General features: G+C 37.4%; 25 protein-coding genes. 11 read left to right on the top strand and 14 right to left on the bottom strand.

Going from position 1 to position 23,873, the window contains the following annotated elements; all coding sequences use genetic code 11:
- Positions 1-118: 118 nt before the first annotated feature.
- Entirely contained in the window at positions 119-637 is a 519-nt protein-coding gene (locus AC3CH7_RS21965) for a YwhD family protein (RefSeq protein ID WP_012292710.1), read from the bottom strand.
- A gap of 145 nt (positions 638-782) precedes the next feature.
- On the opposite strand from AC3CH7_RS21965, the gene thmT reads away from it, so the two are divergent.
- Both thmT and AC3CH7_RS21955 read left to right on the top strand, forming a co-directional pair.
- Complete coding sequence (gene thmT, locus AC3CH7_RS21960; RefSeq protein WP_012292709.1) at positions 783-968, top strand: 2-hydroxymuconate tautomerase; 186 nt, start codon at positions 783-785, stop codon at positions 966-968.
- Between the two features lie 189 nt (positions 969-1,157).
- Positions 1,158-1,718, top strand: coding sequence for a class A sortase (locus AC3CH7_RS21955; RefSeq protein WP_232900810.1), 561 nt, complete (start codon positions 1,158-1,160; stop codon positions 1,716-1,718).
- A gap of 43 nt (positions 1,719-1,761) precedes the next feature.
- On the opposite strand, the gene AC3CH7_RS21950 is transcribed toward AC3CH7_RS21955, so the two are convergent.
- From AC3CH7_RS21950 to AC3CH7_RS21940, 3 genes are all read right to left on the bottom strand, one after another.
- A complete protein-coding gene (locus AC3CH7_RS21950) occupies positions 1,762-6,927 on the bottom strand; it encodes a collagen binding domain-containing protein (RefSeq protein WP_036166848.1) in 5,166 nt (1,721 codons plus the stop codon).
- A 373-nt stretch (positions 6,928-7,300) separates the two neighbouring features.
- A complete protein-coding gene (locus AC3CH7_RS21945; protein WP_012292706.1) occupies positions 7,301-8,608 on the bottom strand; it encodes an HD domain-containing protein in 1,308 nt (435 codons plus the stop codon).
- A 158-nt stretch (positions 8,609-8,766) separates the two neighbouring features.
- Entirely contained in the window at positions 8,767-8,994 is a 228-nt protein-coding gene (locus AC3CH7_RS21940; RefSeq protein ID WP_008179127.1) for a YuzB family protein, read from the bottom strand.
- A 237-nt stretch (positions 8,995-9,231) separates the two neighbouring features.
- On the opposite strand from AC3CH7_RS21940, the gene AC3CH7_RS21935 reads away from it, so the two are divergent.
- Positions 9,232-9,882 (top strand): RsfA family transcriptional regulator, encoded by a 651-nt coding sequence (locus tag AC3CH7_RS21935; protein ID WP_025115432.1) that lies wholly within the window; start codon positions 9,232-9,234, stop codon positions 9,880-9,882.
- 34 nt (positions 9,883-9,916) lie between these two features.
- Here AC3CH7_RS21935 and lipL read toward each other — a convergent pair whose 3' ends face one another.
- Entirely contained in the window at positions 9,917-10,753 is an 837-nt protein-coding gene (gene lipL / locus AC3CH7_RS21930; RefSeq protein WP_036166844.1) for an octanoyl-[GcvH]:protein N-octanoyltransferase, read from the bottom strand.
- Positions 10,754-10,908: 155 nt separating this feature from the next.
- Between lipL and hemQ the strand changes: the two genes are divergently transcribed.
- On the top strand, positions 10,909-11,658 hold the full coding sequence (gene hemQ / locus AC3CH7_RS21925) for a hydrogen peroxide-dependent heme synthase (protein ID WP_031418454.1): 750 nt from the start codon (positions 10,909-10,911) through the stop codon (positions 11,656-11,658).
- A gap of 385 nt (positions 11,659-12,043) precedes the next feature.
- Here hemQ and AC3CH7_RS21920 read toward each other — a convergent pair whose 3' ends face one another.
- Positions 12,044-12,214, bottom strand: a complete 171-nt coding sequence (locus AC3CH7_RS21920; protein WP_012292701.1) for a hypothetical protein — start codon at positions 12,212-12,214, stop codon at positions 12,044-12,046.
- A gap of 248 nt (positions 12,215-12,462) precedes the next feature.
- Here AC3CH7_RS21920 and AC3CH7_RS21915 point away from each other — a divergent pair, with 248 nt between their 5' ends.
- Positions 12,463-12,888 (top strand): cell wall hydrolase, encoded by a 426-nt coding sequence (locus tag AC3CH7_RS21915; protein ID WP_012292700.1) that lies wholly within the window; start codon positions 12,463-12,465, stop codon positions 12,886-12,888.
- A gap of 22 nt (positions 12,889-12,910) precedes the next feature.
- On the top strand, positions 12,911-13,246 hold the full coding sequence (gene gerQ / locus AC3CH7_RS21910) for a spore coat protein GerQ (protein ID WP_008176019.1): 336 nt from the start codon (positions 12,911-12,913) through the stop codon (positions 13,244-13,246).
- 75 nt (positions 13,247-13,321) lie between these two features.
- On the opposite strand, the gene AC3CH7_RS21905 is transcribed toward gerQ, so the two are convergent.
- The 5 genes from AC3CH7_RS21905 to AC3CH7_RS21885 all read right to left on the bottom strand — a co-directional run bounded on the left by AC3CH7_RS21905 (position 13,322) and on the right by AC3CH7_RS21885 (position 16,256).
- Positions 13,322-14,494 carry a M20 family metallopeptidase gene (locus AC3CH7_RS21905; RefSeq protein ID WP_031418450.1) on the bottom strand — a complete coding sequence of 391 codons (1,173 nt, stop codon included), beginning with the start codon at positions 14,492-14,494 and terminating at the stop codon, positions 13,322-13,324.
- A gap of 155 nt (positions 14,495-14,649) precedes the next feature.
- Positions 14,650-15,030 carry a DUF423 domain-containing protein gene (locus AC3CH7_RS21900; protein ID WP_012292698.1) on the bottom strand — a complete coding sequence of 127 codons (381 nt, stop codon included), beginning with the start codon at positions 15,028-15,030 and terminating at the stop codon, positions 14,650-14,652.
- A 27-nt stretch (positions 15,031-15,057) separates the two neighbouring features.
- Positions 15,058-15,327, bottom strand: coding sequence for a YwdI family protein (locus AC3CH7_RS21895; protein WP_012292697.1), 270 nt, complete (start codon positions 15,325-15,327; stop codon positions 15,058-15,060).
- Positions 15,327-15,503, bottom strand: coding sequence for a uracil-DNA glycosylase (locus AC3CH7_RS21890; RefSeq protein ID WP_488381888.1), 177 nt, complete (start codon positions 15,501-15,503; stop codon positions 15,327-15,329). The genes AC3CH7_RS21895 and AC3CH7_RS21890 overlap by 1 nt, the downstream gene beginning before the upstream one ends.
- Before the next feature lie 75 nt (positions 15,504-15,578).
- Entirely contained in the window at positions 15,579-16,256 is a 678-nt protein-coding gene (locus AC3CH7_RS21885) for a uracil-DNA glycosylase (RefSeq protein WP_031418449.1), read from the bottom strand.
- Between the two features lie 174 nt (positions 16,257-16,430).
- Between AC3CH7_RS21885 and thiD the strand changes: the two genes are divergently transcribed.
- From thiD to bshB2, 4 genes are all read left to right on the top strand, one after another.
- Complete coding sequence (gene thiD / locus AC3CH7_RS21880) at positions 16,431-17,261, top strand: bifunctional hydroxymethylpyrimidine kinase/phosphomethylpyrimidine kinase (RefSeq protein ID WP_036166839.1); 831 nt, start codon at positions 16,431-16,433, stop codon at positions 17,259-17,261.
- 266 nt (positions 17,262-17,527) lie between these two features.
- Positions 17,528-17,809, top strand: coding sequence for a hypothetical protein (locus AC3CH7_RS21875; protein WP_031418447.1), 282 nt, complete (start codon positions 17,528-17,530; stop codon positions 17,807-17,809).
- Between the two features lie 537 nt (positions 17,810-18,346).
- Positions 18,347-18,697, top strand: coding sequence for a YojF family protein (locus tag AC3CH7_RS21870; RefSeq protein WP_008176033.1), 351 nt, complete (start codon positions 18,347-18,349; stop codon positions 18,695-18,697).
- Positions 18,698-18,710: 13 nt separating this feature from the next.
- Positions 18,711-19,400 carry a bacillithiol biosynthesis deacetylase BshB2 gene (gene bshB2 / locus AC3CH7_RS21865; RefSeq protein ID WP_012292692.1) on the top strand — a complete coding sequence of 230 codons (690 nt, stop codon included), beginning with the start codon at positions 18,711-18,713 and terminating at the stop codon, positions 19,398-19,400.
- A gap of 47 nt (positions 19,401-19,447) precedes the next feature.
- On the opposite strand, the gene AC3CH7_RS21860 is transcribed toward bshB2, so the two are convergent.
- Complete coding sequence (locus AC3CH7_RS21860; RefSeq protein ID WP_488381887.1) at positions 19,448-20,191, bottom strand: TerC family protein; 744 nt, start codon at positions 20,189-20,191, stop codon at positions 19,448-19,450.
- 335 nt (positions 20,192-20,526) lie between these two features.
- Between AC3CH7_RS21860 and ilvA the strand changes: the two genes are divergently transcribed.
- A complete protein-coding gene (gene ilvA / locus AC3CH7_RS21855; RefSeq protein WP_012292690.1) occupies positions 20,527-21,789 on the top strand; it encodes a threonine ammonia-lyase IlvA in 1,263 nt (420 codons plus the stop codon).
- Between the two features lie 219 nt (positions 21,790-22,008).
- Here ilvA and AC3CH7_RS21850 read toward each other — a convergent pair whose 3' ends face one another.
- Together AC3CH7_RS21850 and AC3CH7_RS21845 are read right to left on the bottom strand one after the other, a co-directional pair.
- Positions 22,009-22,803, bottom strand: coding sequence for an ABC transporter ATP-binding protein (locus AC3CH7_RS21850; RefSeq protein ID WP_031418445.1), 795 nt, complete (start codon positions 22,801-22,803; stop codon positions 22,009-22,011).
- Positions 22,796-23,824: an ABC transporter permease gene (locus AC3CH7_RS21845; RefSeq protein ID WP_012292688.1), complete on the bottom strand. Its 1,029-nt coding sequence runs from the start codon at positions 23,822-23,824 to the stop codon at positions 22,796-22,798. The genes AC3CH7_RS21850 and AC3CH7_RS21845 overlap by 8 nt, the downstream gene beginning before the upstream one ends.
- Positions 23,825-23,873 lie beyond the last annotated feature (49 nt).

The raw sequence follows: 23,873 nt of genomic DNA, 5'->3' as shown, positions 1-23,873 counted from the left end.
AGTGTCCTAGCTTACTAAAATGTAAGCTCTGCCTCAAGTTTACTTTGTTTCAAACTCACTTTCAACCTAATATCGAAAACGATTGCAAAATGTCACAGTTTGTTCAATCATTAAAGGTCTATTCGACAAATAAGTCTTGACGCAATTGCTCGCTACTTCGCTCCCACAGGTCTGGATTAAGTTGTTCTAGGAAAGTAGCTAACACTTTTTTAGACGGTATATCCATATGCTCTACGATAATATGACGCTTCATGGATTTATCCATTTTATTCACATGATCAGCCAAAATTTTATAGCCACGGCGTTTTTCACGGTTCACTACCATTTCACAAGCTGTTATACCAGCATAGTAAGGTCCATCCTCTTTATGATCGATTGTCACCCATACTAGCCAATATGGCTTTCCACCCTCTGAATCAGCACGATCCGTTGTAAATTTAATTCCGCGTTCCACATCGCTACGCGCATGCATAGCACCAATCTCAACAGATGCTGTACCCTCTTCGATATCTATAATGACTGGCGATACATTTTCTAATGAAAGCGAGCCAATCCCAAACCCCTTATGTCCATCGGTTGGATCATTTTTTATAATAGTAAAGCCCATTTTTTGTTTTGGTTTTTCTTCGTTTGCCATACTTAAATACCCTCCATTCTGCTATTATATAAGGAAGCATATAGCCACAATTAACCTGGCACGTATGCCTCAATGCAAGTAAGAAGTTTATACTACTTTCTTATAAACTAACTATACAACATTATTCTATAAAGGAGGCAATATTATGCCATACGTAACAGTTAAAATGCTTGAAGGTCGTACAGAGGAACAAAAACGTGCCCTTGTAAAAGAAGTTACAGAAGCCGTTTCTCGCACAGTGAATGCACCTGCAGAAAATGTAACAGTTTTTATTGAAGAAATGTCTAAAAACCATTACGGCGTTGCAGGCGTTCGTTTAAGTGATAAATAAATTGAACTTGGGTAGAGCCATCTAATGCTCTACCCATTTTTAAACTTTTCAGTATTACATAATTATGGCTAGGATGTGATGTGATTAATGAAAATGAATAAACTTAAACTGACCTTACTCCTATGCGTGCTTATCATCGGCCTGTTACTAATATTTATCACACCTATTCAAAATAAGATGATCGCACGGATGAGTGACAAATTAAATGCAGTTGAATACAGCACAGACGATATCAAAAAGAACAACCAACTTGATGCAGATTTTGAGTTCGAAGCTGTGCAATCACTGTCCATCGCCGAGGTTCTCCAAGCCCAAATAAAGGCTAGTAAAATGCCCGTTATTGGCAGTATCGCCGTACCTAGTGTCCATATGCAACTTCCCATTTTGAAGGGGGTAGGCAATGCTGTTCTTGCTATTGGAGCAGGTACAATGAAGCCTAATCAACAACTCGGTCAAGGGAACTATGCTTTGGCAGGTCATTATTTTGAAGAGAAAGATATTTTATTCAGTCCCCTCTATCAAGCGCAAATTGGCGATATCATTTATGTTACAGACATGAGTAATGTCTACGAGTATAAATTAACGACTAAAAAAATTATTGCAGCAACCGATGTTTTCATCTTGGACGATATCCCCAACCAGACGACGTTAACCTTGATTACTTGTGCAGAAAAAGGCTCCAAACGACTGGCCTTACAGGCAGATTTTGTGCAAAGCTATTCTTTAGAAAATGCCAAAGGAACCTTTTAAATCATACAAAAAGCGCCATCACTATAAGATGGCGCTTTTTTGATTATATCTCTGTTGTACGGCGACGCAAGAACCATATTGACCCAGCTACAAGCAGTAAACCAACAAATACAAGAGCTGTTTGATTGGCTCCATCTGTTTGCGGTAATTTACCTTGTGCTCTCAACTGTGCTTCTAAGCGCTCTGCATCCGCTTTAATTTTATTGATATCAATAGCTTGAGCTACCTCAGTTTGCTCATCTTTTGATAGCTTACTATATTTATTCAGGAAATCTTTATAAGCATCTAACGTATTTTTAGTTACGTTTGATGGATTATACGGTGGTAATTGTTTCCCTTGATCAATAACATTTTGTGATGAAGTGCCACCATTACCAGGAGTTGTAGGTTTGTTTGTATCTGGTTTGGGATTGCTTGGCTCAACCGGCTTCTCTAAATCTGGATTTGGTTTATTTGGACCGATTGGTTTCCCCGGATCCGGGTTTGGTTTGTTTGGATTAACCGGCTTCTCTGGATCTGGATTTGGCTTATTTGGCTCAACCGGCTTCTCTGGATTTGGCTTGTTTGGGTCAACCGGTTGCCCTGGCTCTGATGTTGGATGATCCGGATCAGTTGTAGGATTTGTTACAGGTGGTGTAGGCTGAATTTTAGCCTCACAAGTATTACCTACCTCGACTGTCCCAATGATTGTACTTCCATTCTCTTTCACAATATATTTACCAGGCTTTATGAATGAATTACTTATTGTAATTTGACCTATATTATTTGTTATAAATTCTTTAGTACCACTTTCTTCTACCACTTCACCATTTTCATCTGTAAATGTTACTTTAACACCTTCACGAGGCTGACCATACATATTGTTAATGGTTAATGTGAAAATTGGACAAGCTGGAGCAATAGGCAGTTCTACTTTACAAATTTGTTTATAAGAAACTACAATTTCGCCTAAATACACTTTGTTGTCATAAACATTATACTTACCTGCCGGTACATCTTTAGAAACAAATGTCATGCTACCATCAGCTTCAATCACTGTTGAAATAACGTTACCTTGTTTATCTTTAATAACAACGTCTTTTCCAGCCTTAATTAGGACATTATTTTTATCCTTTAACTCTACTGTAAAGCGCTCGCAGGCTGGTTTTTGCTGAACTTCAGCATGGCAATCAATATTGCTGGAGAATTCCCCAATTTTATTTCCATCCTTATCAAATACACTATAAACACCTGGCTCTAAATCTTTTATCTCAACTTTCCCATCTTTTGTTTCTTCAGTAGCTACCATTTTGCCATCTATATCTTTAATAGTTACTTTCGTTTTATCTTCTATTAATTCTCCATCAACATCTTTGACCGTTAAATCGAATGTTTCACATTTTGGTGCTTGTATAATTGTAAATTCATAACCACAGCTTTTCTTGTATGTCAGTGTAACTGTACCTAAAAATTGGTTACCCTCATATATTGTGTATTCACCTGGTTTTACACTATTAGTAGGATCATTTGAATGAACAATAAACCTACCTCCTGCGTCAGGAGATACCTTTGTCACTACTGTAGTACCTTGCTTTAATGTTAATTCTAAAATATTTGTACGAATATTACCTTGACCATCTCTCACAACAATTGTGTAGTTTTCACATTTCGGCACTGGTTGAACTACAGCTTTACATCCACCATCATATTTCACTGTTACCTTTCCTAATTCACCTTCAACTGAATGAGATATAGTATACTCACCAGCAGTAAAATGATTAGGTAATGTCACTTTGCCATTTGTTACGTTGTATGGTGCTGTTTCTGTACCATTGGGATCCTTTAATGTAACTGTCCCTGTAGTAATTGAATGACCATCCATATCCTTAATTGCTATTTCGAATTGTGTACAACTACCACCCACTATTGGTGTCGTATTGACAAGTTGTGTTATTAAGTCTGGCTGCTTATTTAGTGTCGTGTTTTCATCTAACTTAAATTTAAAATCAGACATTTTAGTATAACCAGTTGGTGCTGCTACTTCACGGATGAGATAGTCATTGTACGGCACATTTTCAAATGTGAATTCCCCATTTGCATCTGTAGTAGCTGTTTGTATGATATATTCATTTGGTTTTGCGGTTTTTTTAATTAGTTGGAATTCAACATCCGCTAAATTTTCTTTAAATTGACCTGTAGCTGAGTCGATACCAATCTTTTTGAATTTCGCACTGCCTCGTGTTGACGAAAAATCTGATTCAGAGCTACTAAAGCTAAATTTACCCTTAAAGTCACTCTCAGTTTTTTGATTAGCCTTTGTTTGCCCCGTATAATGCAATGTTGCTGTATTTTCTAATGCATCACCCATTTGACCAAAGCCTATTGTTTTATACTGTACTTGATACCCTTTTCGATTTAAATCAGGGAATTCGAGGCTAAAGCCTCCTTGAGTATCAAACTTGACAGTTACCCCTAATTGTAAAGGTGTTTGCCAGGTAGATGCATTTTGAATACCAGTTTTAGATACTGTATATGGTGCTAATAGAATACTACTTTCCAATAACATTAAATTATTACCTGGTAAATCTGTTAAGATGACATTTTGACCTAAATCAGAATGAGATTTATTCACATCTAATGTCCAAGTGATTGTTTCTTTACTTGCGTTTTGTTGTGGTTTATTTTTTGTCACTAAATTGTTCGCTACATTCTCATCAATTTTTACTGGCGTTGATTCCAGCGTAAATTCTTGCGTACCCTTTGTTTTGAATGTGGCATCATTCGTATATACATTCCCTCTTTCAGTAGCCGTATCAGAACCAATACCTAAAATGTGATCGTCATCCATTGTGTTATAACGAACCACATATGCTTGGTAGTTTATGTCTCCTGATAAGGAATCACTGAATGTTAATGTAAAGCCTTTATCTGTTTCAGCTGAAATTGTGTAATTGTTCGGGTCAATCGGTGTAGTACCAATAGTTCCGCCTGTATCACTACCACCTAAATTAGTTAAAGGTAATACTTCAATTGTTCCCGGTAAATACTTATGTCCCTCACCAACTGTATCAATTAAAATAGCTCCATTAATATCCTTTTTATTGATATTCACTTTTACATCCCATGTAAATTGCTGTGTGGAGTAGTCAAACGATCCCGATTTACTGCCATTATTAACAGTAGTTGATTGTGGAATATAGCTCGCAGAAGCTGATTTTTCATATACTTTACCGCCACTTGTCCACTCTGTAGCGGCTGTATTTCCGTACCCTTGCTTTTGTACAGTACCCTCATCACCAATTGCAAAGCTCGTTTGATAAGTGATAGTTGATGTACTACCTGCTGGTACGTTAATACCTGAAATTGTAAAGCCTTTTTTCTTATCTCCACCAATTAGAGTATAAGTAGTTGCTATACCATTAAGCTTTACAGTGTTGTCTATTAACTCATGCACCCCATCTGCAGCACCAGCTGTAAATGTATCTGTTAGTGTTAGGTTGTTAATTGATTTAGTTGGATTATCAGATACAATGTTGACCGTCCATGTAATTACTTTTTTATCAAAATCAACGGTATATGATTTTTTTAATAGGTTTTCAGTAAGTACATAGTTTATATTCTTCTCTTTACCTGAACCGCTTGTCACACTATTATTAAACAGCCCTGCTTCATTTTCATAAAAATCCTGTTTAGTATAGTTCGCATCATACACAATTGTATAGGCATCTGAAATATCGTTATCAAAAGTTAATGTGAAGCTTTTAACATTTCCAGCTGCAGGAGTAATAGTAAATCCATTTGTTACTCTATTAGCTTCCGAAACTGTTGTCGCCACATGGCCAGCTGCATCGTTCATTTTATAAACCTTAATGCTTGATGCATCGATTTCGTGAGGACCTTTAATTGTATCTATAACATATGCATCAGATTGATCGATACTTAACAAATTATGATTGTAATCAATATGCCACTTTGTTTCATAGTTTGTATTTTTATCTAACTTTTTATCTAGCGCTTTACCATACGTAATGGTGTGTGTTGCCATATTAGAAGATTCTATTTGTCCATTGTTAGTAAATTGTACCCTGTTATTAAAATTAACTGCACCATCACGTTTATCCGCCTCTAATGTTACAGACGTTTTATACGTAATTTTATATGCATACTTACCAGTCAGCGTACTTTCAATATCGCTCCAACTACCATTTGTCAGAACATTTTTTTCTGTACTTGTTCTCACTCCATTAAGACCAACCTCATATTGATAAACATTCACGGAATTAGCCATAATTTCATGTGATGTTGGCTCGTCTGTTAAAGTTGGATTACTTAATAATTTACCAGCTTCATTAATCCATACCTGCCATTCCATCTCATGATTACCACTTATTGTTGGTGTAGGAGTCCCTATTTTCTCCTTACTTACCTTTTTGTTGCTCGTTGAAGGTAAGAAAGTAAATTTAACTTTAATGATCTCACTACCACCTGTGGCTGCCGGAATTTCCAGATCTTGCTCAATGTCGTCTGAAAGGTTATTAAAACCAGCATTAAATATGATGGTTAATTCCTCTGGTTGAGAGCTTCCTGAGCCGGGCTCCATTCCACTTAACTCTACACGAACTTTATTATCCGTAGTTACATAATTATATGTGATACCGTTTACTGTCTTGCTACCGGTGAATGCCCCATCAAAATCAATTAACGACTGCGGCAATTGGAATTCAAACCAACTCCCGTCTCCCCAAGCTTCTGCTTGACTATCTTGCATTGGCACGGAAAATTTAACCGTGAAGTTAGCAGTTGTATTAGGATCTAATTCTGCACCAAATTCACCTGCTCCAACTGTTTTTTCACCAATTTTCATTACAAATGATACTAGTGAAGCTGGAATTTCTTGAGCAGCCAATGGTGTAAGATTCACTGGCAATGTTTTAGCGGGTTCATCATCCACTTTTTCTTCTTCAGGAGCTTGGCCCTCAGGAGCTTGCTCCGTATTTTCATTTTCTTGCGGTGTTGTAGAAAGCTCTTCCTCACCTATGTTATCTTCTGACAACTCTGTGTCATTGCTCACAGGTGTAGATGGATTTTTTTCCATTTCATCAACCGAACCATTGTCATTCACGACTGGTGGTGTCGAAATGTCTTCAGAAGCAAATACTGACAGTGGGCTGAGTAGTGTTTGGAACACTAACAACATGGTCAGCATAGCAATGTTCATTTTTTTTCTCATGACACTCCTCTTTTCTTAATAGATAGAGAGCTTGATTGTTTGCTGCGACGATAGCTTCCTTTCATTTTCAGATAAAGCCTGCCACAAACAATGGTTTCTCTCCTCCCTGAAATTAACTTGTCATTCTTGTGAATAAAAGCCAAATTGTATCCTAACATAGGACATAAGAATTAACAAATTATAAACTTTCCTTCATTTTATTTTAGAAGCATTACTTTTGTGACGCATATAAAAATAAACATCACCACCTTTTATCATTTTTGATACATTATAACTACAAGCACTGAACAAATTCTAAACAATCATCTAAACATACAAAAAAAGCAGTAAACATCGCTCCTTTGAACGTGTTTACTGCTTTCTATTTCATATTTTATTTTCCGTCTTTTCCTAACAAGGTTAATATTCTCCGTTTAACGGTCGCGTGCGTAGAATCATCTTCTAAAAAATCTAAAGGAAAATATATTTTATGGTCCCTCTTCATCCGTCCTGAAATAGAATCAACAATAATTGATTCACGTGAAAGCTCACGTAGCTCACCATTTTTCATTTCTAAGAAAATCGGCACGCGTACTTCCTCTTCACCAGGTCTGTAAAAATCATAGGGCAAATCAGCCGTTGTATCATGAACAAGATAGTAGTCTGGGTTCAAGTTTGCCTCTTTGAAAAGTTCCTGTAGTTTTTGATATTTATCAAGCTCGACACCAGGATCTAAATCAATGTATTGGAATAGCTTGCGATTAACAAAGCGGCGACTTAAATCACTTAGAATCGTATCTTCCTCTTGCATCCATAGTTGAAAATATGTAAAAAGAATACTCTCATCTAAGGCAAGGTAATCTTCGAGCGTAATTGCATTACGGAAAAATGCTAGGAAGTGAGTAGGTTCATGCTTAAATGTATAACCTTCCAAACTTAATTGTTTTACTCGTTTTAAAATTTTATTTAAAATAACCTCTGCACTACGTGACACAGGATGGAAGTAAATTTGCAAGTACATTTGATAGCGGCTCATAATATAATCCTCTACTGCATGCATACCTGTTGCTTTTATGACCACTTGGTTTTTGCGAGGACGCATCACTCTTAAAATCCGTTCCATATCAAAGTGACCATAACTAACTCCAGTAAAATAAGCATCACGTTGTAGGTAATCCATACGATCCGCATCAATTTGGCTTGAAATTAAGCTAATTACTTGTTTGTTTGGATATGTCTTTCCTATTACTTGAGATACCTTTTCAGGAAAATCAGCTGCCACTTTTTTCAGCACAGCATTTACTTCTGTATCACCCAATAAAATTTGTCTTGTATAATATTCATGATCCAGTTCAAAGACATTTTCAAAGGCATGTGAGAATGGCCCATGTCCTAAATCGTGTAAGAGCGCCGCACATAGCACTAAAAGTCGTTCACCTTCATCCCAATCAGCACGGCCAACAAAGATATCATCCACTATACGACGTACAATTTCATATACACCAAGTGAATGACTAAAGCGGCTGTGTTCTGCCCCATGAAAGACTAAAAATGTGGTACCAAGCTGACGAATTCTACGTAAACGCTGAAATTCTCTTGTACCTACTAAATCCCATATCACCTGATCCCTTACATGCACATAACGGTGAACAGGGTCTTTAAATACCTTTTCTTCTTGTAATTTAGCGTTTGCATATGTCATTTGTATAGCACCCCCATTTTGTTATAGTTCTATTATATGCGATAAATCTAGGACTAGCATACTTATTCACATTTTTCTATAGATACTTACAACCTTTTTATTTCTATTGCTATAAATGAACAAAAAGCTTTCTCCAACAAGTAGAGACAGCTTTTTGTTTACTTATTCTTTAATTTTGTTAAAACCTTTTCCATTAGTTCTTCTTCGGTTAATGCAGCAACAGGGCGGCTATTTACAAAGGTAAATGTTTTTTTGCGTCCTGGACCACAATAAGAATGACAGCCAATTTCGATGGTTGCATCAGGATCGATTTCCTTTAATTTTGGAATTAACGTTTTTAAGTTAACGGCCTGACATTCATCGCAAACTTTAAATTCGTTTGCCATTTTGTCAACAACCCTTTCTATATAGTATTTTTCAAACAAAAAATCGCTCGCTCTATGGAACGCATGACCTTCACATATTTAAGTATGCAGCATACGTACAAACCTACAACGGGTATTGTATCGTACTTTTCCCCTTCTATTCAAGCATAATTCCTTTTACATAGATGAATAAAAGGTTAAAAGATTGGTCATGCTAGTCTTAAATAACAAGTACCAAAAAAGGTGGAGGTTTTTAATATGAGTAAAATAAGACAAGATGCTTGGCTAGAAGAAAATGATGAATTGTTAGCAGAGGCGGTAATTCGTCACGTAACGGAGGGGAGTACACAGCTAAATGCCTTTGAAGAAGCTGGTGATGCGTTAAATCGTACTGCTGCAGCCTGTGGTTTCCGTTGGAATGCTGTTGTTCGTAAAGAATATGAAGAACAATTAGCTGAAGCTAAAAAAGAAAGAAAAGAAAGAATGCGAGTGTTAGGAGCTCCTGCAAGACGTCGCACTTCTAGTATGTTTACAGTGAATAGTAGTGCTGCAGAAGGAAAATCAATTCCGCTATCTGCTCTTTCTCTTGATATTGTTATAGCTTATTTACTGCGTTTACAGCATTCTGGTGAAGTAGGCAATGAATCTTCAAAATGGAGACAGCTTGTCCATGTAACATCTGAGAAAAATAAAAAACTAGAGAAAACTATTACAAAGCTAGAAGAAGAAAATCGAGCAATTCGCAAAGATTATGAACAATTCGTTCAAATTATGAATCGTGCTAGACGACTTGTTACGTTAGATGAAGAGGAAGAACGTGTTGCACCTGTTTTTAAAATGGAGAAAAACGGAAATCTAGTAGTAAGTAGTTCTAATTTCCAGCCTGAAAATGGCGATGCGCTTAATTAGCAGCATCGCCTTTTTTATGTTTGTTAATATCAGTCTATTCATGTCGTTCTAGCATTTTAGCATTTCGCTCAAAAACACGCTTTAAATAGAAACCATATAACGTTAATTCTTCGTCATGAAAAGATTCTGGATGTACTTCACCAGCTAAGCGATGAAGTAATTGCTGTAGACGAATAACGACTGCCTCTACAGTTAAGTGTAGATCGACAAGCTCCGATAATGATGCCATGACTTCGGGAACTATTTGTGGATAATTAAATTTCGTCTCTTCCTGTTGTAAGCTTTCCTCATAAAAATCACGAATGAGTGCAGCACGCTGTGAGCCGCTACCTTCTATACATAAATAGATTTGCACAGCTACACCTTGGCGTAAACGTCTTTGTGAAATTCCCGCAAACTTTTTCCCTTCAATACTTAGATCATACGAACCTGGGCAATATGAGCCTACAATTTCATAGGCTTCAATCTTCTCTGCCACCTCTGGAAACAAACCTTTAACGAGGTCAACCATCACATCATAGCCATCATTTATACTTAATGAATCCATTTGTTCAGATAATACAATAGAAATGTTTAAAATTCCTTCATCAAGGACAACGGCTAATCCACCAGAGTTCCGAACGATAGGTTGATAACCTCTTGATTCTAGTAAATCCATTCCCTGCTGTACATATGGTAAACGATGATCTTGGATACCAAGCACAACGGATGCCTCATGGACCCACGTCCGAATAGTTGGGGGTGATACTAATTGTCCAACTAGTTGACACAGTGTATCATCAGTGGCAAAGGATTCTAACGGAGATCGCTGCTTTGCACTAATTGATTGATCATAATAACGCCAAATTGGCTGCTGTAAAATACTTTTCATATTGGTGCTCCTCTAATTCCATCTCTACTCTTTAGCATACATCATCTATAGTTGGTGTCAAATTCGTGAATAACATTCATGAACTTAGGGAATTTGCACAAACTATGATAAACTAATTTTGAATGGTATTCACTTATAAAGGAGTGTTTTCAATAATGAATGAAGCAGCAATTACGTTAGATGGATGGTACGCTTTACATGATTTTCGCTCAATTGATTGGGCTTCATGGAAGCTCGTTTCTGCTGAAGAACGTCAAGCAGCAGTAGAAGAATTTCTTGCTTATTTAGAGAAATTAAATGAAGCAGATATTGCTAAAACAGGTGCTCATGCCTTCTATGCAATCGTTGGTCAAAAGGCTGACTTTATGATTATGACATTGCGTGAAACGATGGATGAGCTACAAGAGCTTGAAGCAGAATTTAATAAATTAGCCATTGCTGATTTTACAATTCCTACATATTCTTATGTATCTGTTGTTGAGCTTTCAAACTATTTAGCTGGCGAATCAAATGAAGACCCATACCAAAATCCACATGTACGTGCACGTCTATACCCTGAGCTTCCTCGCTCTAAATATGTATGCTTCTATCCTATGGATAAACGCCGTCAAGGAAATGATAACTGGTACATGCTATCAATGGATGAGCGCAAATCATTAATGCGTTCTCACGGCATGATTGGTCGCGGTTATGCAGGTAAAGTAAAGCAAATTATTACAGGCTCTGTTGGCTTTGATGATCACGAATGGGGCGTAACATTATTTGCTGATGACGTTTTACAATTTAAAAAATTAGTGTATGAAATGCGCTTTGATGAAGTTTCTGCTCGCTACGGTGAGTTTGGCGCATTCTTCGTCGGAAACCTACTTGATAACGATAAATTAGTTACATTCTTAACGGTTTAATAATTACAATTAAAAAATTTAAAATGCGAGTCCCCAGTGAGGACTCGCATTTTAAATTTCATTTTCCTCCGCATTTTCGGATTCAAATATTAATATGATAGTATGAATAAAAAATCCGGTAAGTATCATCAGAAAAACCAAATACCAATTATAGGGTTGATGGTAGTATTCTGCTATCCCGACTGCCATAAAGGCACTAATAATTATTGCTACAAACATACTAAAAATACGCATTGTAACGCTCCTTCATGAATGCAAAAATAAATTCAACATTAGTATGTCTCGGAACAACGTTACTATACGGGCCAAGCTAAATTAGCTATAAAAATAAGAAAATGTCACCCCTCTGCGATGACACTTCCTTAATCCATGAATTTATTTTTTCTTAAGAGCTTTCATCCTTTACTTTTAAAATTAAGATGACCATTTGTATAAAAAAACCTGTCACAATAATTAAAATAAATAGATACCAATGGAGCGGCTGTCCATAAAACGCTCCTAGTAAAAAGGCTAGGACCGCGCTTAGTAATATACCAAACCATACCCCAATTTCCATAAATAGAATCACCTCACATGTATGGACTACACATGCAAATTACTGATTTCCTATTCCCCTATTTATATCTTTTTCTATTTACCCAATTTTTCATAAAAAGTATCTAACATGAATGGCTTTCAGATTATTTTTTACGGACTTGTCGTTATTACTACTGTATGCATAGTACCTTTGTTGTGTGAATTTCTTTCTTCAGAAAATTGAACATGTCTACAATACCATCATGCATATACTGACAGCGAGGAGGTATGAAAATCGCTGTTATTAAGACGAATGATGCCCAGACAGCCCTGCTAGCAAGGCTTATGCGTGCCGAGGCAGAAGGCGAAGGTGAGTTAGGCATGCTGATGGTTGGGAATGTTGGCGTTAATCGTGTAAGGGGGGATTGTTTAGATTTTGGTAATATTCGAACAATTGAACAGATGGTTTATCAACGTCCAGGTGGCTTTGAAGCAACTCAAAAAAGTTATTTTTATCAACGAGCACGTGATCAAGATATCCGGTTAGCCAAAAGAGTAATTCAAGGTGAGAGATTCCATCCAGCTAACCGTTCCTTGTGGTTTTTCATGCCTGCGGGTGATTGTCCTGCACAATGGTATGGCCAATGGAATACAGGCAGATACAAATCTCATTGCTTCTTCTCGCCAACTGAAGAAGATTGTCCTCAAATTTAAAAAGAAAGTAGGTTGATTATTGATGATGCCTTATTATTGGACACCAACAACGCAACAACAAATGACTCCTCCTCCAGTCACAATCCCGACCGGACGACCGCCTGGCCGTGAAGAGTCCTATATAGAAAATATTTTACGGTTGAATCGCGGAAAACCAGCTACCTTCCATTTTTCTTTTGAGCATGCAGTGGAACAAGGAAAAAACACAAAAACTGTACGTGGTGTGGTAGAAGCTGCTGGACGAGATCATGTTATCATTCGTGAACTTAAATCCAATCACCGCTTCTTATTCCCAATGATTTACTTTGATTTCGCTGAATATGATGAAGAAATGGCCTATTTTAACCAAAATCCATAAGAGCAATCATGTGTCTTAAAAATCCGCAATACTCTCACTGACAACCGTCGATGAGAGTATGCGGATTTTTATTTTTTAATCTTTTAAATATTCCAATGTAGCTTTACCTAAAGTTTTAGCAGCTATAAGCATTGCGCGTTCGTCAAAATCAAAGCGTGCGTGATGATGTGGATAAGCCGTTTCCCATTCTGGACTTTTCGCACCTGTGAAGAAGAATGTACCAGGTACTTTTTCTAAATAATAAGCAAAATCCTCTCCAACCATAAATGGTGGACAAGTTTTCACTTGCTCTACGCCTGGGACAGTTGACGCTAGCTGTGCCACAAACTCAGTTTCCTTCTGATGATTATAAACAGGTGGATAACCCCTAGTATAACGATATTCATAACTTGCACCAAAGGCTAGACAAGTAGCGTTTAGAACTGCTTCTAGTTCCTGCTCCATCTGTGTACGCACATCTTCCTCAAAGGTGCGAATTGTTCCTGCCAATTTAACACGATCAGCAATAACATTAAACGGATTAATCGCCTCGAAATGACCAATTGTTAAAACAGCTGACTTTAATGGATCAATACGTCGCGAGATAAGTTGTTGTGCGCTGATTACAAACTGTGAAGCAAGAGTAACCGCATCAATGGAGTGATGTGGTTCGGCACCATGTCCACCCTTCCCTTGAATGGCAATTTCTACTTTGTCCGCAGCTGCCATAATAGCGCCATCTTTCACTAAAATTTCCCCTATTGGAGTGGGAGCCCATAGATGAGTACCAAAAATAACATCTACACCATCTAAGCACCCATCCTCTATCATCGGCTTTGCCCCACCTGGCGCCACCTCTTCAGCGTGCTGATGAATAAATATAATATTGCCTGTAATTTCAGATTTCATATGATTGAGTGCTTTAGCTAATCCTAGTAATGTTGCTGTATGACCATCATGTCCACAAGCATGCATTTTACCAGCAACCTTTGATTTAAAGGGTATATCATTTTCTTCTTGGATCGCTAATGCATCAAAATCAGCGCGTAACGCCACAGTTTTTCCTGGCCTTGCACCGCGTAGCAGCGCTACTACACCTCTTCCACCTACCCCTTCACGTACCTCATGACCCAATTTTTTATGATAGGCAGCTATATAGGCTGGTGTCTCCACTTCTTCAAAGGATAGTTCAGGATACTCGTGCAAATGACGACGAATCCCTACCATTTCTTCATAATTTTCATCTAATAATGTAAATAGCTTTTCCATCCTACACAACCTCTCTTTTTGTATTTTCGAAATATTGCAAGTAATAGTAGTAGTGTACTATAAATTCTTACAAAAAGAATAGGATTTAAATCGTATTCTTACAAAATAAAGAAAAAACTCTCCTACAAATCATGTAAGAGAGTCATAATTTAAAATTAACGAGCATGTTTTAAAGCCGATAAAATAATAAGTATCCACCCAATTAAAAATAGAACACCACCGATTGGTGTAATTGCGCCCAATACTTTTATACCACTAATCGCTAGTACATATAAGCTACCTGAAAAGAAGACAATCCCAAGGTTAAAGAAAATTCCTGCCAAATTTAATTGCTTCACTTCACCAAATAATTTGGAACTCATTAATAATCCGATTACCAACAAACCAGTAGCATGGAACATTTGATATTGAACAGCCGTCTCCCAAATACCTCGACTATAATCATCTAAAATTTCTTTTAAAGCATGTGCACCAAAGGCACCAAAGGCTACTGCTAATAGGCCGTGAAGAGCCCCTGTCACGATAAATTTTTTCATTGCTCGTTACCCTACCTTTAATATTGTTTAAAAATCAAAAATTGAATCACCATTTGCTCCATCTTCTTCAACTTTGGATGTAGATAAACTTGGTAGCTTCATCTCTGATCCAAGCATTTGTGGTAAATGCTTAGAAGGTGGCGTGATAGATGGCGTATTACCAGGAGAATCTAACACCACATCACATAATGCACGAATGGCTGTAAGAGCTTCGCGGATCTGCTGATCATTCCCTGCATTTTTTGCACCAGATAATTGTTTTTCAAGTTGTTGTATAACGGCTTGATAAGGAATCATTACATTCTCCCACTTTCTACTTTTGGTACATATTTTAAACATTCCATACCTGAGGATTGTTTCACGACAACGGATGGAATTTGCTTTGTTTTAAAGCCATATGCGACACAGGCACGTGGAGTTTGAGGGTCCCAGGTTACTTTAAAAAATTGACATTGAAAACAATTCGCCTTCATCGTTGTCCCTCTCTTTCTTCTATTCTAACTGTATCACGATTTATGTAGTGTATAAAGTAAACGATTTGTGCCAATCTATGCTAAACACCAATCTATTGGTCGTTTATCCCATTCCACTAATTGTTGGTTAATCTTTGAATAAGGTTTACTACCAAAAAATCCTCGATAAGCACTTAACGGGCTAGGATGTGGTGCTTCTAATATGACATGGGGCGTTGCATGTTTACAAATTAATTGTTTTTTTCGCTGCGCTGGTTTACCCCATAGTACAAAAATAAGTGGCTCCTCTCTTGCGGCTAGTTTATCGATAACCGCATCAGTGAACTGCTCCCAGCCTTGATCTTTATGGGAATTCGCCTGTCCTGCTCGTACAGTAAGCACTGTATTCAAAAGCATGACACCTTGTTCTGCCCACTTCGTCAAGGTCCCATCTTGAGGAATAGGACAGCCTAGATCATCTTGTAGTTCTTGTAACATATTTCGTAAGCTAGGTGGATGCGGGATACCTGGCTTGACTGAAAAGCTTAAGCCATGTGCTTGATTAGGACCATGGTATGGGTCTTGTCCTAAAATAATGACCTTCACATCTTGATAAGCTGTTGTATAAAATGCATTCATCACATCCTGCATGGGCGGATAAATAGTTTGCGTTGAATATTCATTAGCAATAAATTGACGTAGCGCATGATAGTATGGTTTTTCTAACTCGTCTGCAAGTATTTCTTGCCAATCATTCGGGAATACTTGTTTCATTGTCCTTTAAGCCCCTTTCTTTTCTTACAACGGTACAAAAAACCAACCTTGAATTCAAGCCTCAGTTCAAACTGACCATTTAAAATTATCTAATTCTGACTATTTTTATAGAATCAGAATAAGACTATACTAAATGGTAATTTTAACACTCTCAACAATAAAGGAGATCTTTTCATGACTCTAAAAAAAACATTAACAATTGCTGGTTCAGATACATCCGGTGGCGCAGGTATGCAAGCCGATCTTAAAACATTTCAAGAGCACGGTACGTACGGTATGGTGGCATTAACAGTTGTTGTAACAATGGACCCGAATGGTTGGACACACAATGTTACACCATTACCAACTGACCTTTTACAAAAACAAATCGATACTGCTCTTTCAACAGGAATTGATGCTATCAAAACTGGCATGCTATCTACGGAAGAAATTATTCTTCTAGCTGGAGAAGCTATTGCAACATCAGGTACTACAAATGTTGTCATTGATCCCGTTATGATTTGTAAAGGTGACGATGAAGTTCTCAATCCTGGCAATACAGATGCAATGATACAACATCTTTTACCATTAGCAGCAGTCACAACTCCAAATCTTTTTGAAGCTGGTCAATTGGCTGGTACAGGTACTCCAAAAACGATTGATGAAATGAAAACAGCCGCACGAAAAATCCATGAACTAGGAGCTAAAGCTGTAGTCATTAAAGGTGGGAAAGCATTAGCCACTGAAAAAGCAACAGATCTATTCTTCGATGGACAAACATTCTATTTATTAGAATCTGAAAAAGTCGCTTCTACAAATAACCATGGGGCAGGCTGTACTTTTGCTGCTTCTGTTACTGCAAATCTGGCAAATGGACGGTCTGTTATGGATTCTGTTATTGAAGCAAAAGAGTTTGTATCCGCAGCCATTGCACATGGTTGGGCTCTTAACGATTACGTTGGTCCTGTCATGCATGGTGCAAAATCCCGCTTTGGTGCTCCACAAGTAACAGTGACTGAAATATAACCATGTGAACGGGATGTCTCAAAGATAGAGACATCCCTTTTTACACAAGGGAGGTTTCTAAGTCACCTCAGCCATACTCACATCCAGTATCTCGCTGAAAATATTACCTAACACTATGAGAAAAAAACGTAATTATTTAAATACTTCTACTACAAAACAAATAATGCGTTATTTTCTAGAGTTTTTGCTGACTAAAGATAAAAAATCGGACAAGATACGTTAGGACTTCATCCCCCATATATTAGCTTTAGATGGGAGGGAAAAAAATGAAAAAACATAAGGCAGAGAACTTAACTGAAGAATCAGGTTTATTAGCTGGAGAAATAACCTCTTCAAAAGTAGAAGTACTAGCTTCCATTGTCTTAACACTCGGCTACTCATTGTCCACCCTCGCCACAATAATGGCACTTCAGGAGGAAGAAGAACTAGCACAAGAAAAAAAGACCGAAAATCAAGATCAAAATCTATATATGAGACAAATGTTTAAACAGTTGCAAAATGTCAATAATCGTTTAGAAACGATCGAAAGAAAGCTTAATCGGTTCTAACCAATACATAGCCTATCCGTAATTTTAATAAAAAACCGCGAATCTCCGTCATAAAGAGAAACGCGGTTTTTTATTATACTATGATAATGAGCTTCATTCTTCTCCCTATTCTACAGCACAATCTGAGATGCTGAAGGAACGTCATCTATTGTACCAAGATAGAATTCGTTTTTACCTAGTTTTGCCATCCTTTAGCATTTTGTGCTGTCTACACACGATTTAGGAAGAAGCTATGGTTGCAATATCTTTCAGGTGTGAAACCGTATACAAAACGACACATTTTGTACATATTTTTTCACACCCCTTATATTGATACATTACAATAATTTTTTCAAGAATATTGCTTGGAAACTTGTCATAGATTAATAGTTAATGATTCATCTTGCCCTGATTTAGAATTAGATTAATCTAGATGAAATTATGTGGGAGGGATGTAAGTTACACAAATCATTAATTTGTACGTATGAAGCAATCAATTTCCCTTTGCTAATTTTTTTTACTATACTTAAAGGAGAAATGATCGAGAGGAGTGTTAAGATGCAAGAAGTACAAGTAGAGACGTTGCAAGAATTACTAAATTCTTTTGCCAACAAAGACGTTTATATTCATCTTGAGACGACAAACGGATCTTATGCAGCACATTATGATGAAAAGTTCTTTAATGCAGGTGCCTTTATACGCAACGCAAAAATTAATTATGAACTTGCTAAAGTTGTAGACAAGACACCTCATCGTGTTGGATTAAAATTACCTCATGGCTGGGTTTATGCACAAGGTATTACTCATTATGAATTAGATGATTTAGGCCGTTTATTAATGGCTGGATTAGATTACTCTGGAAAATTGGCGATTGCGCTTGAAATAAGTGAAACGCCATTTACTTACTAAGGGGGACGACTCTTTGAATTTACAACCACAACGTCATATTTTAATTGTGTACCCTCACCCAGATGATGAGGCTTTTTCAGTTGCTGGCACGATTGCCTACTATACAAAAAAAATGAATACACCTGTTACATATGCCTGCTTAACATTAGGTGAAATGGGCCGTAATTTAGGTAATCCTCCCTTTGCAACGCGCGAATCATTACCAGAAATACGTCGTAAAGAATTAATTGCAGCCGTTGAAGCAATGGGTATTCAAGATTTACGTATGATGGGTCTTCGTGATAAAACAATCGAATTTGAAGACGATGAGAAGATGGTGAAGCTGGTAGAAGGTTTAATTGAAGAGCTAATGCCTTCATTAATTATTACGTTCCTACCTGGTTTTGCGGTACATCCAGATCATGAAGCAACCGCACGTGCTGTCGTTGAAGCTGTACGTCGCATGCCTAAGGCTGCACGTCCGCAAGTATTTGGCTGTGCCTTCGCAAACGATACTATTGAAAAAAATGGCGAACCTCATGTGGTCTATGATATTCGCGAAATGCGAATGGATAAATTACAAGCTTTACAGGCACACGCATCACAAACTGGTTGGATGATGCAAGAAACAGAAAAACGCATTGATGATGGTGAACCGATGAGCGAGAGCTGGCTAAATGTTGAAAGATTCTACATTATTGATCCTGATAAATATGTAAAATAAATAAAAGGTTCTGTCCTCTTATGATTGGAGAACAGAGCCTCATTTTATTAGGTAGATTTTACTTTATTTACTTTATGCACGATAAACGTGATGGAAAAGGCAATCAATAAAAACAGGAAGAAAAAATAATGAGGTATATGAAGATTAACAACACTTACTAACATTTTTAACCCTATTACCCCAATAATGATGAAAGCAGTTGCTTCTAGCTCAGGTACTTTTTCGATCATAATTAAAAATACACCCGCTATTGTTCTCATCATTAAGATTCCTAACATACCTCCAATTAAAAGCACCCATACTTGATCTGAAACAGCAAAGGCAGCAAATATTGAATCAATAGAAAAAGCAATATCCATCAGCTCTACGGAAATAACTGTTGCCCAAAAGGTCCCAAAGAAACGAACCATCAAGCCTGATTTTTTTACCACCTTCACACTATCCTCATTTCCAATTTGAAGAAAATGAGCGATACAAAGCCATCCTAAATACAACGCTCCTAACACTTTAATAAACCAAAACTCTACAAGATAAACCCCTATTCCAATAAATAAAAATCTAAAAAAGTAGGCTCCTAGCATCCCATACATTAAAGCTCGTTTTCGTTGCTTATCCGGCAAATGTTTGACAAGTACTGCTAATACAAGTGCATTATCTGCTGATAGCAATCCTTCAATAATAATTAAGGAAAATATTAGTCCCCAGGATACAGGGTCCACTAATACTTCCCTCCACATTGCCCAATCAAAAAACTGACTATATGTAGATAGAATTCCTTGAATGATTTCCACTGCTTACCCTCCCACTTGTCCTAAGCTAATCTAGTATATGCTTGACCAATTTTGATATGAAAATTGTATTTTTTTGATCAAAGATATTGTGGACACCCCTCTAAAAAGAGCTCTTTTTTAAACGTGATTTGCTAGTAGGAGCACTATCATAGAAGTGATATATGACCGTGTTTGATACCTTTTTTGATATAAAAAGTATGTTGAATTAAGATAAAACGCTTACATAACAAAACGGACACGGAAAATTTAGAATTTACTAAAAATTAAGTCCAAAAAGCAAATAAAGTGTGCTATCATAGATAAATGTTTTAAACGTAAAATGGAGGATGAATACTATGGAAGTTGCTGATACTAGAACCGTGCAAGTGGAGAATGTTCTCATTGCACACCATTTTTTAAAAGACGTAGTTGTGCATACACCTCTACAAAGAAACGACTATTTATCAGAGAAATATGGTGCAAATATTTATTTTAAACGCGAGGATTTACAACATGTACGCTCATTCAAGCTTCGTGGCGCCTATTATAAAATTAAAAAAATCGAGGAAGAAGCGCGCAATGTTGGCGTTGTTTGTGCCAGCGCAGGCAACCACGCACAGGGTGTAGCTTATGCCTGTGCCCAATTAAAAATTCAAGCTAGCATTTTTATGCCTCAAACTACACCTAAGCAAAAAATAGACCAAGTGCGTATGTTTGGACGTGAGTATGTGGAAATTATTTTAGCGGGTGATACGTTCGATGACTCTGCTGAAAGCGCACTAAGCTTCTGTGAAGAACAAGGTAAAATCTTCATTCATCCATTTGACGATTTCGATGTTATTGCTGGGCAAGGAACTGTGGCGGTAGAAATCATGAATGATATGGAAGAGCCAATCGACTACGTTTTTGGCAGTATCGGTGGTGGTGGCTTAATGTCTGGTGTTTCTGCCTATATTAAAAACCTTTCTCCATCTAGCAAAATTATTGGTGTAGAGCCTGCCGGTGCTGGCAGTATGAAGGCTGCCTTTGCTGAAGGTGGCACAGTTGCTCTTGATTGGATTGACAAATTTGTCGATGGAGCTGCTGTAAAGTGTGTCGGTCATCATACTTATGATGTTTGTCGCCGTTATTTAGATGACATTATTCTTGTACCTGAAGGAAAAGTATGTACAACCATTTTAGATTTGTATAATAAGCATGCGATTATTGCTGAGCCTGCCGGTGCATTGTCAGTCGCAGCTCTTGATTTTTATAAAGAAGAAATCAAAGGAAAGTCTGTCGTAGTTATCATCAGTGGTGGGAATAACGATATTGGCCGTATGCAGGAAATTAAAGAAAAGTCTCTTATTCATGAAGGTTTACTTTACTACTTTATCGTTAGCTTCCCTCAACGGGCAGGCGCACTTCGTCAATTCCTAACTAGCGTACTCGGTCCTAATGATGATATTACTACCTTTGAATATACTAAGAAAAACAATAAAGAAAGCGGCCCTGCTCTAGTGGGTATTGAGCTCGGCGATCGATCGGATTACGAGGGATTACTAGCGAGAATGAATGAGTTTGGCTTCAAATATAAAGAAGTTAACAATGATATTCAGCTATTTGGCCTACTCGTCTAAAAGAAAGAGTCTCACTTTTAGCAAGTGAGGCTTTTTCTATGTTTAAATATTTGAGAGTCACCTCAACAGCATCTTTCTCAACCATTTATATAGATGAATGGAGCGAGGGAAGAAGCACGACCCTCACATCATTGTAAATGAAAAAACTATAGGCAAACCCAAATGTCATTGAGTTTGCCTATAGTCTTATACTCATACGAATGTATGAACGATATACCTTTATCCTAATAAAGCACGGTCCGAATTCATTTTCTCTCCACGAATGCGTTCAAATTCAGCCATTAAATCAGGTATCGTTAATTCATGTTTACGATTTTCTCCAACTTCTAAAATAATCTGACCTTTATCCATCATAATTAGACGATTCCCTAAATCTAAAGCTTGTTGCATATTATGCGTAACCATCAATGTCGTCAAATGATCTTTTTCTACTAAATACTTTGTAATGCGGGTGATTAGTTCTGCACGTGAAGGATCCAGCGCAGCTGTATGCTCATCTAACAATAATATGGATGGCTTTGTAAAAGTGGCCATTAAGAGAGACAAAGCTTGTCGTTCCCCACCTGAAAGTAACCCAACCTTTGCAGAAAGACGGTTTTCTAAATTTAATCCAAGCATCTCTAACGATTCAATAAAAAACTCACGACGTTTCTTGTCTACACCTCTTCTCAATCCTCTACTCTTATTGCGGGAGTAAGCTAGTGCCAAATTCTCCTCAATCGTCATAGCAGGTGCTGTCCCTGCCATTGGATCCTGGAAAACACGACCGATTAATTGCGAGCGCTTATACTCAGGCAAATGAGTAACATTGTTACCATCAATCGAGACCGTGCCAAAATCTGGTGTTAAGGCGCCAGAAATCATATTCATCATCGTTGATTTACCTGCCCCATTACTCCCAATAATAGTAACAAAATCACCAGGCTTTAAATGTAAGTTAATTTCTGCTAGAGCGATCTTTTCATCCGGTGTCCCTTCATTGAACACCTTATTTATACCGTGTAATTTAAGCAAGGCCTTTTCCTCCTTGCTCTACTGGTTTGACTTGTGTAAGTTCGGCAGCTCGTTTTGCCTTACGCTTTCGTTCCTTACGCTTGTTAATAAATTGAGGCAAAATCAACGCCAAAATGACAATGATAGCTGTAATTAATTTCATATCGCCAGAATCCAGGAAGTCTACACGTAATGCTAGCGCTAAAATAATACGATAAATAATAGCTCCAGCGATGACTGCAAAAGTGGTACGAATAATGGTCTTTGTACCAAAAATTGCTTCCCCGATAATAACAGATGCAAGCCCGATCACAATCATACCGATTCCCATACTTACATCAGCGAACTTTGAATATTGTGCGATTAAAGCTCCAGAAAATGCGACAAGTGCATTGGAAAGTCCTAGCCCTAGAATAATAAGTGTATCTGTATTAGCTGAGAAGCTGCGAATCATTCGTTTATTATCACCAGTAGCCCGAATAGCCAGCCCAACCTCTGTTTTTAAGAACCAATCTGCTCCTATTTTAATTAAAATCGTAATAATTACGATAACAATTAGTACACTCCAAGTACCTGGTACTTGCTGAATCCCCATGACTTTTAATAGGCTGTTGAGAGCATCATCAATCCCTAAATTACTCCAAAACGCTTGAAACTTTGAAAATATTGTTTCAGAGTTTAGTAATGGAATATTTGGGCGACCTATCGTATTTTCTGCAGTTAACCCCATGATCCGTAGGTTAATGGAATATAAAGCAATCATCATTAAAATCCCTGATAAAAGTGGGTTAATCTTCCCTTTTGTGTGAAGAATTCCTGTCATACATCCAGCAATAAATCCAGCAACAATTGCCACTAAAGTCGCTAAGATTGGGTGGTAGCCAAGCAAAACCATTGTTGCTGCTGTTGCCGCCCCTGTTACAAAGCTTCCATCAACCGTTAAATCCGGAAAATCTAACACCCGAAATGTTACATATACACCAAGTGCCATAATTGCATAGATGATTCCTTGCTCCACTGCGCCAAATAATGCTAAAAACATCGTTGAATCATCTCCTAAATCTCTTTATTATTCTACTGCTTGTAAATGA

This window comes from Lysinibacillus sp. F12, from assembly GCF_057773605.1.
The sequence above is the reverse complement of the archived record's forward strand: the minus strand, read 5'-3'. Positions and strand labels throughout refer to the sequence as shown.

What these genes read in the sequence shown, in the direction of transcription:
- AC3CH7_RS21900 (WP_012292698.1), bottom strand. Translation starts at nt 15,030, where the DNA reads ATGAAAAAATTTATCGTGACAGGGGCTCTTCACGGCCTATTAGCAGTA.
- AC3CH7_RS21915 (WP_012292700.1), top strand. Translation starts at nt 12,463, where the DNA reads ATGAAAATCGCTGTTATTAAGACGAATGATGCCCAGACAGCCCTGCTA.
- AC3CH7_RS21955 (WP_232900810.1), top strand. Translation starts at nt 1,158, where the DNA reads ATGAGTGACAAATTAAATGCAGTTGAATACAGCACAGACGATATCAAA.
- hemQ (WP_031418454.1), top strand. Translation starts at nt 10,909, where the DNA reads ATGAATGAAGCAGCAATTACGTTAGATGGATGGTACGCTTTACATGAT.
- AC3CH7_RS21945 (WP_012292706.1), bottom strand. Translation starts at nt 8,608, where the DNA reads ATGACATATGCAAACGCTAAATTACAAGAAGAAAAGGTATTTAAAGAC.
- lipL (WP_036166844.1), bottom strand. Translation starts at nt 10,753, where the DNA reads ATGAAAAGTATTTTACAGCAGCCAATTTGGCGTTATTATGATCAATCA.
- AC3CH7_RS21905 (WP_031418450.1), bottom strand. Translation starts at nt 14,494, where the DNA reads ATGGAAAAGCTATTTACATTATTAGATGAAAATTATGAAGAAATGGTA.
- AC3CH7_RS21845 (WP_012292688.1), bottom strand. Translation starts at nt 23,824, where the DNA reads ATGTTTTTAGCATTATTTGGCGCAGTGGAGCAAGGAATCATCTATGCA.
- AC3CH7_RS21890 (WP_488381888.1), bottom strand. Translation starts at nt 15,503, where the DNA reads ATGAAGGCGAATTGTTTTCAATGTCAATTTTTTAAAGTAACCTGGGAC.
- AC3CH7_RS21885 (WP_031418449.1), bottom strand. Translation starts at nt 16,256, where the DNA reads ATGAAACAAGTATTCCCGAATGATTGGCAAGAAATACTTGCAGACGAG.
- AC3CH7_RS21870 (WP_008176033.1), top strand. Translation starts at nt 18,347, where the DNA reads ATGCAAGAAGTACAAGTAGAGACGTTGCAAGAATTACTAAATTCTTTT.
- AC3CH7_RS21935 (WP_025115432.1), top strand. Translation starts at nt 9,232, where the DNA reads ATGAGTAAAATAAGACAAGATGCTTGGCTAGAAGAAAATGATGAATTG.
- thmT (WP_012292709.1), top strand. Translation starts at nt 783, where the DNA reads ATGCCATACGTAACAGTTAAAATGCTTGAAGGTCGTACAGAGGAACAA.
- AC3CH7_RS21965 (WP_012292710.1), bottom strand. Translation starts at nt 637, where the DNA reads ATGGCAAACGAAGAAAAACCAAAACAAAAAATGGGCTTTACTATTATA.
- AC3CH7_RS21875 (WP_031418447.1), top strand. Translation starts at nt 17,528, where the DNA reads ATGAAAAAACATAAGGCAGAGAACTTAACTGAAGAATCAGGTTTATTA.
- AC3CH7_RS21920 (WP_012292701.1), bottom strand. Translation starts at nt 12,214, where the DNA reads ATGGAAATTGGGGTATGGTTTGGTATATTACTAAGCGCGGTCCTAGCC.
- AC3CH7_RS21950 (WP_036166848.1), bottom strand. Translation starts at nt 6,927, where the DNA reads ATGAGAAAAAAAATGAACATTGCTATGCTGACCATGTTGTTAGTGTTC.
- AC3CH7_RS21895 (WP_012292697.1), bottom strand. Translation starts at nt 15,327, where the DNA reads ATGATTCCTTATCAAGCCGTTATACAACAACTTGAAAAACAATTATCT.
- ilvA (WP_012292690.1), top strand. Translation starts at nt 20,527, where the DNA reads ATGGAAGTTGCTGATACTAGAACCGTGCAAGTGGAGAATGTTCTCATT.
- AC3CH7_RS21940 (WP_008179127.1), bottom strand. Translation starts at nt 8,994, where the DNA reads ATGGCAAACGAATTTAAAGTTTGCGATGAATGTCAGGCCGTTAACTTA.
- thiD (WP_036166839.1), top strand. Translation starts at nt 16,431, where the DNA reads ATGACTCTAAAAAAAACATTAACAATTGCTGGTTCAGATACATCCGGT.
- gerQ (WP_008176019.1), top strand. Translation starts at nt 12,911, where the DNA reads ATGATGCCTTATTATTGGACACCAACAACGCAACAACAAATGACTCCT.